Raw genomic sequence first — 11,239 nt, forward strand, 5'->3', positions numbered from 1 at the left:
GGCGACGGCGTCACCAAGCCCGCGCCCGCTGGTTCCACCAGCGAGCCCGAATCAGCCGACCATGACAAGATCACGATCTCGGACTGCCGTACTAGTAGTGCCGACATGCGTCGAGCTTCCGCACCTTGCAGGCGTGCAGGGCGACGTACAGGATGGCGATGAAACTGGCGGCCGACACCGCCTCATCGCCCGCCCGTCAGCCCTGCGGAACGCCGATGATGGCGGCGATCAACGCTCCGGGAACGGCGGCCAGAGCGAGGGCCGCGGCGGCCAGGGCGGCGGGGACGGCGACGATCAGCAAGGCGGGCGAGAACAGCGTCTGCCAGAAGGGTCGTAGGCCGGGATGCCTGCCGTTCGCGAGCCAGAAGCGGCGCTGCGGCCGCGCCTTGGAGTTCTCGTAGGAGCAACCGCGCGTGCCCGTCAGCGTCCGCCCCTCGGCGTTGACATAGATATAGCGCTGCTGCCAGGGGGATTCGGGGTTGCGGCTGCCTCCTCCGGACCGGTAGATCCGGACGGTCTTGCTGTACTCGGCCTTGACGAGCCCTCCACCGAAGGCCCGCAGCAGTTCCCACGCCGTCACTCCCGTGAAATAGGCGACCCCGCCGCACAGCACGCTCGCGAACAGGGCCATGGCTCCGGCGACCGCCAGGCCCCACTCGCCGACGACGGCTACGGCGAGGAAGTACAACGTCAGCGCCGCGCACCCTGCCCATTGCACGGCTCGTCGGCTGCTGGGTGACCACTTACCGATCGGCACCACTTTGCCATTCTGCTCCGAAGATCGTCTCTGGAATAGGGGCGGCGCCGGCCAGGCCGCCGGGATGCGGGCGGGATGCGGGCGGGCGGCAATCGGGACGCTCGCCTCCCGTTGCCGTGGGGGGCGTGGCCAGCGCAGCGGCCGACCGGCTGGCTGCGTCTCAGCGAGTTCGTCCGGCGATGGCTCCGTACGAAGGCTCCGTACGGAGACTCCACAGACGGGAGAAGAAGTTCTCCGGCGATGGTCACTGTCCGTGGTCATGGTCCTGTGGAGGACGGGTCTTCTGGGGTCGGTTTTTGGACATTTGAGCCCTGCGAGGCGCTCCCGTCTCGGTTCATCGGTCATGCTGGGCTCTGATCATCGAGCTGCTGATCAGAGGTGGTGAAGCGGAGACGCCTGTCCGTTTGGATCGATTTTCGGCCCGGTCAATATGACCGCTTCCGGTCAGCGATCTTTGTATCCATGGCCGGTCTCCGGTCGGTCGCCGGGCCCTTGGTCGCGATGGCGGGCGCCACCCGGGATGTCGCCGGACGAGAGCACGTTTCAGCAGGTCAGAGGCGGTATCTGGATGAAGGGCCGCGAAATTTGGTCCATGACGGAGCGTGATGGACCGCCCCGGAGAGAGATCCAGTGGCCCGCCGCGGCGGGCCCGTCCCGCCTCGTTCGTCACATGTCGCTCATCTGTGCTTTACCCATCAGATGACGTAAAAGCCCTCGTCAGCGCGTTACCGTGCCATCCGTCCGCGGCAGCAGAGTGCGGCGGCCGAGCGCCGGAGGGGAGTGGTCCGTGGCACGTCAGGGTCGGCGCTCGCGCGCCCTCGCGGCCGTCGCCGTCGGCTTGGCGGGTCTCGTCGCAACCGCGTTCCTGGCGTTCCAGGCGTTCCGCGGGCACCCGGCGACCGCCGCTCCGCCGCTGCCCCCGCCGGCCGCGTCCACCGCGCCCGGTCCGGCCGGCTCGACCGGCTCGGCGAGCCCCGCGGCTTCCCCGGCGATGGCACGGTCGGTGCCGCTCCGCCTGGAAGTGCCGCGGATCGACGTCCGCACGCCGCTGATGAAGCTGGCCAAGAACGCCGACCAGACCGTCGAGACGCCGCCGCTGAGCCGCGCCCAGGAGGCCGGCTGGTACCGGCTCGGCGCCGCCCCCGGCAGCCGGGGCGCGGCAGTGATCATCGGGCATGTGGACACGGCGAGCGGGCCCGCGGTCTTCTACCGGCTCGGCGACCTGCGTCCCGGCGACCTGGCCCGGGTGCTGCGCGCCGACGGCCGCACCGCCGTGTTCCGGATCGACTCCGTCGAGCGCGTCGGCAAGGACGACTTCCCCACCGGGCGGGTCTACGGCGATCCCGGCTTCGCGGCGATCCGCCTGATCACGTGCGGTGGGCGCTTCGACCGCGGCAGCGGCCACTACACCGACAACGTCATCGCCTTCGGTCACCTGGTCCGGTCCGAGGGGACGCGCTGACATGCCCGCGACGTTCGACCCAGCGGCCTTCGCCGGCTCCGAATGCACCGTGACCATCCCCGACCGGGCCGTCCCCGCCGGGCGCCACCGCGTGCCCCTCTCCGGGACGGGACGGCCGGTCACCGCTCCCCGGCCGGGACATCTGGCGTCGGCGACGGCCTGGGGTTCCCCGACCGAGACGATGCCCGACCGGACGGCCGCATCGATCGCGGCGCCGCCGCACCCCGCCGTCGTGCCGCCGGTGCGGCCCCGGCACGCTTCTCCGGCCCGTCCTCCCGCCGGCCCGCCCGCCGGTCCGTCGCGCCGTCCGTCCGAGCGGCGGGTTCGCGCCCGGCCAGCGTCGGCGCCTGCGGCCGAGCGTCTCCCCGAGGGGCGGGACGGCAAGCGGAACCTGCCGCGCATCCCGGTGGACGCGATGCGCGTAACGGTGCTGATCCCGGCGCACAACGAGGCCAAGCAGATCACCGAGACGATCGCCTCGCTGCGCCGCCAGGAGCGTCCCCCGGACCACATCGTCGTGATCGCCGACAACTGCACCGACGCCACCGCCGCGTTCGCGCAGCTCTGCGGCGTCGAGATCGTCGGGACGCGCGGCAACGAGCACAAGAAGGCGGGGGCGCTGAACCAGGTCCTCGACCGGCTGCTGCCGATCCTCGGCCCGGAGGACGCGGTCATGGTGATGGACGCCGACTCGGCCCTCGACCGCGGCTTCATCCGGAACGGCATCGAGTACCTCGCCGACGGACGCTACGCCGCCGTCGGCGGAACCTTCACCGGCAAGCCGGGCGGCGGCGCCGTCGGCATGTTCCAGCGCAACGAGTACGCCCGCTATGCGCGCGATGTCCGCCGCCTCCAGGGCAAGGCGCTGGTCCTGACCGGGACGGCCACCATCTTCCGGGCCACGACCCTCCAGGAAGTCGTCGCGGCCCGCCGCACCGAGCGCCTGCCCGGCCTCCCCCACGTCTACGACGTCCGGGTCCTGACCGAGGACAACGAGCTGACCCTCGGCATCCTCCACCTGGGCTTCCGCATCCTGTGCCCGCCGGAGTGCACGCTCACGACCGAGGTGATGCCCACCTGGCGGGAGCTGGCCCAGCAGCGCCTGCGGTGGAAGCGCGGCGCGCTGGAGAACCTCGTCGACTACGGCTGGACGCCGATCACCCGCCCCTACTGGGGACGGCAGCTGCTCTCCCTGGTCGGCATCCTGGTGATCACCGCCTACCTGTCCTCGCTCGCCTACTCGGCGATCTGGCTGGGCGGCATCCAGATCAGCCCGCTCTGGGCCGCCATCACGGTGATCTTCATGGTGGAGCGCGTGGTGACCGTCCGGCAGCGCGGCAAGGTCCAGATGGCCCTCGCCGGGGCCATCGTCGTCGAAATGGTCTTCGACGTCTTCCTCCAGATCGTCCAGGCCCGTGCCTTCTGGCAGGCCGCCTGGCGCAAAGAAAGGAAATGGTAGGTCATGTACAACAACCCCCCGATCGGCGGCGTGGCCGCCGGTTTCGGCGGCGCCGCCGCGGCGTCTCCGTGGCTCGGCATGCAGGCCCTGTGGCTCGGCCTGGCCCTGTTCACGCTGGTCTCCGCGGGCCTCGCCGTGAAGCGGATCCTGCCCGCCCGCAAGGGCTGACCGTCCCGGACGGCCGGGGCACCGCGGCCCCGGCCGACACGGGGACGGGGACGGGAGCGGGGACGGGCTACGATCGGTCGCTCATGAGGGCGATGTCGACTTCGCGGGGTTTGCGGCCGGCGGGCGGGACGGTCGTCGCCGCAGTGGGTGCGGGCGCTGGTGCGCTGCTGGCGCTCGGCTGGGCGCGCAAGAACCTGGTGGTCGTCACCGTCCACGGGACCAGCATGCTGCCCACACTGCAGGACGGCGACCGCGTGCTGGTGCGGCGCCGACCGCTGTCGCAGGTGCGGCGCGGCGACGTCGTCGTCCTCGAACCGCCCCTGGACGGCCCCTACCTGCCCGGCCCAGCAGGCCCCGACGGCCGGATCTGGAACCTAAAGCGCGCCGCCGCCCTCCCCGGCGACGAACTGCCGCCCGGCGTCCCCGCCGCTGCCGATGTTCTTACGGTGCCGGCCGGGGCGCTCGCGGTGCTCGGCGACAATCCGGACAGCATCGACTCCCGCCACCGGGGCCTGTTCTCCGGCGACCGGCTACTGGGTGTCGTGGTGCGCCGCCTGAACGTCACGCGGCGCCCGAGTCAACAGCCGGAGCCGTGGCACATGCCGACAAGATCACAAGTCGTTTGATCGCAGAGTGCACAAGGCGGTAATGCCGGGCGGCCGCCCCCTTGCCGGAAATGATCAACGAGATTAGCTTCGGCCTCGGCGAGCGTGATCATCTTCGCGCGACGCGCCGCCGCTCGGAATCCCGCAGCCGGAGCGATCCGGCTCGACCTGAGGAGCTCCTCATGATCCGTGCACTCAACCGTCTCGGCGACCGGATGCTCGGTCGCGTCCTGCCGAACACGTCCGCCCGCGCCGAGCCCTGCTGGTGGACCCGGACCGGCCTGCGCTGCTGCATCTACGCCGGCAAGACCTACTGCAGCCACTAGCGACCACCGCCGCCTTGCAGTACGTCGCGCTGACCGCCCGCTGCGCCCTGGGGCTGATCTTCCTGGTCGCGGTGTCGGGCAAGGTCCGCGGCCGGGACGCCTTCCGGGAGTTCCGGCTGTCGGTGCCCGGCCTGGCTCCCGGCCTGCCTCCGCTGGCGACGTCCGTCGCCGTGGTGGCCGCGGAATCGGCGGCCGTCGTGCTGCTGGCCCTCCCCTGGACGGCGCCGGCCGGCCTCGCGCTGGCCGGTGCCGTCCTGCTCGCGTTCGCCGCGGGGATCCACCGCGCGCTCCGCGAAGGCCGGCGTGCGACCTGCCGCTGCTTCGGCACCCGCCCGTCCCCCGCCGGCCGCGCGCACGTCGTGCGCAACCTCGCCCTCACCGCGGTCGCCTGGGGCGGCCTGGCCGCGCACCTGGCGGCGTCCGGGCCGGTGCACCCCGCCGGCGCCGTGATCGCGGTGGCGGGCGCGGCCGTGCTCACCCTGGTGTCCGTCTTCTTCGACGAACTGGCCGACCTGCTGATCGCGCCGTCCGCACGCACTCCGCGGTGACGCGTCCCGGCACCATCACGAGGGAGCACCGTTGCCCTATCTCGTCGCGGGCGTCGTCTTCGTCGGCGTCCTCTGCGCGTTCGACCTGGTCCTGACGCTGGCCGTCGTCCGGCGCCTCCGCGAGCACGCGGCCCTGCTGGAAGCCGGCCGCGCACAGGCCCCGTTCACCCCGGTCGGCACCCCATTGCCCGAGTTCACCGCGTCCGCCCTGGACGGGGGAACCGTCAGCCGCGCCTTCTTCACCGGACCGACGATCGTCGGCCTGTTCTCCACCACCTGCGCCGGATGCCGGGAGCGGCTGCCCGAGTTCACCGACCAGATCCGGGGCTCGGACGCCCGGCACGTCCTGGCGGTGATCGAGGGTGAGCACGCCGAGGCCGAACTTTTCATCACGGCGCTCTCCGCGCTCGCCACCGTGGTGATCGAACCCGCGAACGGCCCGGTGAACAGCGCGTTCGGGCATCCGGCGACGCCCAGCTTCTACGTCGTGGGCGAGGACGCCGTCGTCACGTCCTCGACGCTCACTCCGGCGGGGCTGCCGGTACCGGCCCGCACGTGAGCCGACGGAGGACGCATACGTGAGCCGACGGGGGGGCGCACACGTGAGCCGACGGGGGACGCGCAGCGCCGTAGTCGCCGCACTGGCCTGGCAGGCGCACCGAACGGCAACGGCCGCGTCAGTGCTTCTCGCCGTCCTGACCGGGTTGGCACCGGTAGCGACGGCATGGCTGACGAAACTCGTCCTGGACGCCCTCGCCGGCGGCGACCGATCCGCCCTCCCGGGCCTCGCCGCCGGGCTCGCCGCGTCCGGATTGTGCGTCATCGTCCTCCCGCACGCGTCCACCTACGCGCAGGCCCAGTTGCGCCGGTCGGTGCGCGCCCTGGTCGTCGACCGCCTGTTCCGGGCGGTCAACTCCCACACGGGCCTGCGCCGCCTGGAGGACCCGGCGTTCCAGGACACGCTGCGTCTCGCGCACGAATCCAGCCAGAACGCCCCCGACCGGCTGATCCTCGGCTCACTCACGATCGGCCAGTCGATCATCACCATGTCAGGATTCGTCGGCACCCTCCTGGTGATCAACCCCCTCCTAGTCCTGGTGATCTTCCTGGCGGCACTGCCGTCGATCTGGATCCAGCTCGGCCTGAGCCGGGAACGGGCCCGCACGATGTGGAAGATCAGCCCCGGCATGCGCCGCGAAGTCTTCTACGGGGAGCTGCTGACCAGGCCGGAGGCCGCCAAGGAAGTCCGGCTGTTCGGCCTGGGCGACTTCTTCCGCACCCGCATGCTGGACGAGGTCCGCTCGACCAACGACGCCGAACGACAGGTCGACGTGAAGACCCTGCGCAGCCAGGGCCTGCTCGCTCTGGTCGGCAGCGCCGTCGCAGGCGGCGGCCTGGTGTGGGCGGTACTCGCGGCCTCCTCCGGCGCCATTACCGCAGGCGACGTGACGATGTTCATCGCCGCGGTCGCCGGCGTCCAAGCAGCACTAACGTCAATCGTCGACCGGTGGGCGGACGCGCACAACGCCCTACTCCTCTTCGGCCACTTCACCACGATCGTGGACGCCGCCCCCGACATGCGGACCAGCATCGGCCCACGTCCCGTCCCGCCACTACGCCACGGCATCGAACTCCGGGACGTGTGGTTCCGCTACAGCGACGAACACCCTTGGATTCTCCGAGGCGTAGACCTGCACATCCCGTTCGGCCAGAGTGTCGCCTTGGTAGGAGTGAACGGCGCCGGTAAAAGCACACTGGTAAAACTCCTATGCCGCCTGTACGACCCGGACAAGGGCGCCGTTCTCTGGGACGGCATAGACCTGCGCGGCATGGACCCAGCCGAACTCCGCACCCGCATCGGAGTCGTCTTCCAGGACTTCATGGAATACGACCTGACCGCGTCCGAGAACATCATGCTGGGCGACCTGACCAGCACCACCGAACAGATCGAGGCCGCCGCCCGCACGGCCGGCGTCCACGACACGGTCGAGGCGCTTCCGCGCGGCTACGCCACGATGCTCAGCAAGATCTTCGGCGGCCAGGACGCGGGCGCCGGCGTGGCCCTGTCAGGCGGCCAATGGCAGCGCCTGGCCCTGGCCCGCGCCTTCCTGCGCCAAGACCGCGACCTGCTCCTCCTGGACGAGCCGAGCTCAGGACTGGACGCAGACGCCGAACACGCCGTCCACGCCTCCCTCCGCCACCATCGCCAAGGCCGCACCAGCGTCCTCATCTCCCACCGCCTGGGCGCGGTCCGCGACGCGGACCAGATCATCGTCCTGTCCAACGGCAAGATCACCGAACGCGGCCCGCACGAGACTCTGATCACCCTGAACGGCGAATACGCCCGCCTCTACACCCTCCAGTCCAGCGCCTACGCCCCCCGCTGAGCCGGTCGGGATCCGCTGAAGGCGAGAGTCCGCTGGTAGGTTGTCCGCGATTCGAGGAAGTGATCATGGACGGCGTCGGGGCGCGGCGGAGCACACCGAGCAGGAACCGGCCGGCGAAGGTGAGCGTCTACTTCGCCGGCTTCGGCATCGCGGCACTGGCGAACTTCGCCACCGGCATCGCCTGGATCAGCCCCCCGGTCTTCGTGGGAATGGCGGTGTTGTGCGCACTGGTGGCGATCGTCACCGGGCACATCGGCCGCTTCCGAGGCCGCCGCCTCAACGGGGACGGCCGCGGTATGGCACTACTCGGACTCGTCCTGGGCTGGCTGCTCATCATCGTGTGCCTGCTGGCAACCATCGCGGCACTGGGCCTTATCACCGGCCTTGCCGTCCTCGTGGACGCCACCGACTCCACATAACGGCCAGCGGCTCGACCGCGACAGCAGCCGAGCATTGCGGGCGAGTCGGAGGCCCCACCGGACGCGTGTTCGTGGTCGATCAAGCAGGACCGAGCAGATCCCATCGGTTACCCGCGATGTCGAGGAACACTGCGACTCGTCCATAGACCTCTGTGCGTGGCGAGGTGACGAAGTCGACTCCTGCGGCCGTCATGCGTTCATGGGCGGTATCGAAATCGTCCGCCTGCAGAAAGAACCCAACGCGACCGGCCGCCTGGTTCCCGACTGCACGGCTTTGATGCTTACCGTCCGCACGAGCCAGCAAGATACCGGTCTCGGCCCCCGGCGGCCGGACGACGACCCAGCGTTTTGGACGGCCGTCGCTGGTCACCGACGGCGAGTCCTCGACGAGGTCGAACCCCAGGGCGGCGGTGAAGAATTCGATGGCTTGATCGTAGTCATCCACGACGATCGTGATCAGGGCAAGTTGCACCCGCGTGAGAGTAGCGGCGCCTCCAGCCCCAGGGCTGATGCAGCGTTAAGGAGTTTGGACTCGACGCGGACCGGAACCGTCCGTCCCAGAGCGCCCACGATGACGGAGCAAGGCCTCAGTCCGGGTGGTTACTGCAAAGTGCCTTCTTCCTAATGGAGAGCTGCCCTCCTACGGTAATCAGAGTGACGCCGTCCGGCGCCAGCCCGGCCCCGTCCCGTCCCGTCCCGTAGAAGGGCATCTCATGTCTCGCATTACCGTCATCGGCGGCACCGGCTATGCTGGTTCGGCCATCGCCGCGGAAGCCGCCGCTCGCGGTCACCAGGTCACCGCACTGAGCCGCTCGCTCCCCGATGCACCGACCCCGGACGTGAGCTACGTCCAAGGCGACGCCACCGACGAGGCGACACTGTCGGCAGCCATCGAGGGCGCGGACGTCGTCGTGGGCGCTCTCGCCCCGCGCGGCCCGCTGACCGGCACGTTCCGCGACGTCCACAGGACCATCGCGCGTCTGGTCGACACCGAGGGCGTACCCCTGTTCATCGTCGGCGGCTACTCGTCCCTGCGCCCTGCACCCGGCGCGGACCGCTTCGTCACCGACCTCAGCCACATCCCCGCCGAACTCCACGACGAGATCCGCGCCGGGGCGGCGCTCATCATCGAGGACCTGCCTGCCGCGCCGGCGACACTCGACTGGGTCTTCGTAAGCCCGGCACTACGGTTCGGCGCACGCATGCCCGGCGAGCGACTCGGCCGCTACCGGCTCGGCGACGACGTCGCGGTCCAGCCCGAGGACGGCGGCGCGATCTCCGCCGCGGACTACGCCCTCGGATTCGTCGACCTGATCGAGAAAGCCGCCCACCACAGAACCCAGGTCAACCTCGGCCACTAAGCACGCCGCACCAATCCATCCGGAACTCGTCAAGCTCCTGCGCGACCACACCAAGGAGTCCGGCATCCCGACCGGCTGTCGGTCGGGCTGCCCGGCGGCATCAAGACGGACCACCGGCCGTACCTCGCCGCGTGACACAAGGCAGGGCGGCGACTCTGAGCGACCGGGAAGCAGCCTCGGGGCCTGACCAAGACTCCGTACAACCTCCAGCACGCGGCCGTATCGCCCTGACTCAGCGCGGAAGCCGAGTCAATGAAGCAACCGCACCAAAGCGCCGCTGAGATCTCGATCCGCGCGCCGTAGAGGCCCGCCTACAGCCGGACGCAAAAGAACCGCCCCTGACCGGATCGTGCCTGGTCAGGGGCTGTTTCTGCTGGTGTGGCGGGTCCAGAATTCGAACCTGGGTAGGCTAAGCCGACGAACTTACAGCCCCACCACCAAACTCGCTTGACCTGCAGGTTCGTCGCCCTCGGCCGCAACTTCGGCCCGCATTCGGCATACTGCCAGATCCCCGTCAGGCCTTGGCCAGACGCCGCGCGCACGAACGATGGGTGACAACGACGATGTTGAACCGGCTTCGGCAGGGACCTTTAAGGATGCTGGTATGGCTGCGGGGCCCCTCGGTGAGGCGGCCTTTGAAGGCTAGGCCTTGGATGGTGACGGCACTAGCTACGGCGGTAGCAGCGATCTGGATCACCACGGCGTGGCTATTGGGTGCCACTGATGACGCCACGGTTAGCACCGACCGGGCTCGGGTGCGAGTTGAGGCAGTACGCACCGGACTGGCGGCGGGTGCCGGCGCGGGGGCAGCGGTCGGCTTGCTGCTGGCGTTCCGCCGTCAGGCGCACCAGGAGCACGACACCGCGGAAAGGCGCATCACCGACATGTATAGCGCCGCCGCTGAACAACTTGCATCCGAGAAAGCACCAGTCCGGCTGACCGCGCTGTACACGCTGGAGAGATTGGCTAATGACAACCCGCCTCATCGGCAGACGATCGTCAACATCATTTGTGCCTACCTCCGGATGCCCTTCACCGCGCCGCCCAACTCAACCGTTGACCGCGATAAGGCGGACAATGAGACGTTCCGCCGCCACGCGTTGCGTTATCGCGCGACGTGTATGGGCCAGGCCGCTCCGGTCGAAAGACACGGTCCTGATCCGTACGAGGAGTCGCAGGTACGCGACACGGCTCAAGGTATCTTGAGCGCTCATCTCCATCCGACCGAAGGTGACGTGTTTTGGCCTGACATATCATTGGATCTTATCGGTGCAACTCTGACCAACAGCCTCAACCTGACCGGCTGCATTATCCGTAGCGCCAATTTCAGGAGGGCGACTTTCATTCACGGCGCTTTTTGCAATTGGGTAACCTTCACTGGTGCAGCGAACTTTGTTGGCGCAACTTTCACTGGACCTGCGAAGTTCGACGAGACCACCTTCGGCGGTGTTGCCTACTTCCGCGCGGCCACCTTTACTGGTTCGTCCTTCTTTCAAAGGGCATCTTTTGCAGGCCACGTTAATTTCGATGAGTTGGAGGGGGGCGGCGAACTTTCCTGGATGGCGCTAAGGTGGCCATTGTTGACATGGGACGGCCGCATGTACCTCCAGCAGGCTGGCGGATCGAGGCAATCGAGGGCGGTGCCGGCCGCCTCGTGCGTGATCCGGCATCTGCGGCTGCTGGTACGTGACGCCAGAGATCCGATCCGCAAAGCTCTGCCCTCGATGAGACGAAGTGCGTGGGCCCC

13 protein-coding genes are annotated in these 11,239 nt (G+C 69.4%); 11 read left to right on the top strand and 2 right to left on the bottom strand.

The features are described 5' to 3' along the window. Window positions 1–196: 196 nt before the first annotated feature. Window positions 197–718 (bottom strand): hypothetical protein, encoded by a 522-nt coding sequence (locus tag ABZ806_RS43735; RefSeq protein WP_500225611.1) that lies wholly within the window; start codon window positions 716–718, stop codon window positions 197–199. Between the two features lie 826 nt (window positions 719–1,544). Between ABZ806_RS43735 and ABZ806_RS43740 the strand changes: the two genes are divergently transcribed. The 9 genes from ABZ806_RS43740 to ABZ806_RS43780 all read left to right on the top strand — a co-directional run bounded on the left by ABZ806_RS43740 (window position 1,545) and on the right by ABZ806_RS43780 (window position 8,131). Beyond that, entirely contained in the window at window positions 1,545–2,219 is a 675-nt protein-coding gene (locus ABZ806_RS43740; RefSeq protein ID WP_500225613.1) for a class F sortase, read from the top strand. A gap of 1 nt (window position 2,220) precedes the next feature. Next, window positions 2,221–3,678, top strand: a complete 1,458-nt coding sequence (locus ABZ806_RS43745) for a glycosyltransferase family 2 protein (RefSeq protein ID WP_500225614.1) — start codon at window positions 2,221–2,223, stop codon at window positions 3,676–3,678. 3 nt (window positions 3,679–3,681) lie between these two features. Continuing rightward, window positions 3,682–3,846, top strand: a complete 165-nt coding sequence (locus ABZ806_RS43750) for a hypothetical protein (RefSeq protein ID WP_163058077.1) — start codon at window positions 3,682–3,684, stop codon at window positions 3,844–3,846. Between the two features lie 92 nt (window positions 3,847–3,938). Next, window positions 3,939–4,472, top strand: coding sequence for a S26 family signal peptidase (locus ABZ806_RS43755; protein ID WP_500225617.1), 534 nt, complete (start codon window positions 3,939–3,941; stop codon window positions 4,470–4,472). Window positions 4,473–4,633: 161 nt separating this feature from the next. Beyond that, window positions 4,634–4,777, top strand: a complete 144-nt coding sequence (locus ABZ806_RS43760) for a hypothetical protein (protein ID WP_500225618.1) — start codon at window positions 4,634–4,636, stop codon at window positions 4,775–4,777. Window positions 4,778–4,791: 14 nt separating this feature from the next. Next, the gene (locus ABZ806_RS43765) at window positions 4,792–5,325 is read left to right on the top strand and encodes a MauE/DoxX family redox-associated membrane protein (RefSeq protein ID WP_500225622.1); all 534 of its coding nucleotides are present in this window, start codon (window positions 4,792–4,794) and stop codon (window positions 5,323–5,325) included. 31 nt (window positions 5,326–5,356) lie between these two features. Further along, window positions 5,357–5,884, top strand: a complete 528-nt coding sequence (locus ABZ806_RS43770; protein ID WP_500225623.1) for a TlpA family protein disulfide reductase — start codon at window positions 5,357–5,359, stop codon at window positions 5,882–5,884. Window positions 5,885–6,029: 145 nt separating this feature from the next. Next, window positions 6,030–7,712, top strand: coding sequence for an ABC transporter ATP-binding protein (locus ABZ806_RS43775; protein ID WP_500225624.1), 1,683 nt, complete (start codon window positions 6,030–6,032; stop codon window positions 7,710–7,712). 65 nt (window positions 7,713–7,777) lie between these two features. Continuing rightward, a complete protein-coding gene (locus ABZ806_RS43780) occupies window positions 7,778–8,131 on the top strand; it encodes a DUF4190 domain-containing protein (RefSeq protein WP_500225625.1) in 354 nt (117 codons plus the stop codon). A gap of 79 nt (window positions 8,132–8,210) precedes the next feature. Here the strand turns inward: ABZ806_RS43780 and ABZ806_RS43785 are convergent, their stop codons facing one another. Next, window positions 8,211–8,603, bottom strand: coding sequence for a VOC family protein (locus tag ABZ806_RS43785; RefSeq protein WP_500225627.1), 393 nt, complete (start codon window positions 8,601–8,603; stop codon window positions 8,211–8,213). Between the two features lie 241 nt (window positions 8,604–8,844). On the opposite strand from ABZ806_RS43785, the gene ABZ806_RS43790 reads away from it, so the two are divergent. Both ABZ806_RS43790 and ABZ806_RS43795 read left to right on the top strand, forming a co-directional pair. After that, window positions 8,845–9,492 carry an NAD(P)-dependent oxidoreductase gene (locus ABZ806_RS43790; RefSeq protein WP_500225629.1) on the top strand — a complete coding sequence of 216 codons (648 nt, stop codon included), beginning with the start codon at window positions 8,845–8,847 and terminating at the stop codon, window positions 9,490–9,492. A 653-nt stretch (window positions 9,493–10,145) separates the two neighbouring features. Beyond that, window positions 10,146–11,239, top strand: a 1,094-nt coding sequence (locus ABZ806_RS43795) for a pentapeptide repeat-containing protein (RefSeq protein ID WP_500225632.1), incomplete at its 3' end; no start/stop codon positions are given.

Source organism: Spirillospora sp. NPDC047418 (assembly GCF_040643275.1).
GTDB lineage: Bacteria > Actinomycetota > Actinomycetes > Streptosporangiales > Streptosporangiaceae > Spirillospora.

Bases quoted from the DNA above. Each gene is read 5' to 3' on its own strand.
- ABZ806_RS43745 (WP_500225614.1), top strand. From the start codon at position 2,221: ATGCCCGCGACGTTCGACCCAGCGGCCTTCGCCGGCTCCGAATGCACC.
- ABZ806_RS43780 (WP_500225625.1), top strand. From the start codon at position 7,778: ATGGACGGCGTCGGGGCGCGGCGGAGCACACCGAGCAGGAACCGGCCG.
- ABZ806_RS43755 (WP_500225617.1), top strand. From the start codon at position 3,939: ATGTCGACTTCGCGGGGTTTGCGGCCGGCGGGCGGGACGGTCGTCGCC.
- ABZ806_RS43790 (WP_500225629.1), top strand. From the start codon at position 8,845: ATGTCTCGCATTACCGTCATCGGCGGCACCGGCTATGCTGGTTCGGCC.
- ABZ806_RS43760 (WP_500225618.1), top strand. From the start codon at position 4,634: ATGATCCGTGCACTCAACCGTCTCGGCGACCGGATGCTCGGTCGCGTC.
- ABZ806_RS43750 (WP_163058077.1), top strand. From the start codon at position 3,682: ATGTACAACAACCCCCCGATCGGCGGCGTGGCCGCCGGTTTCGGCGGC.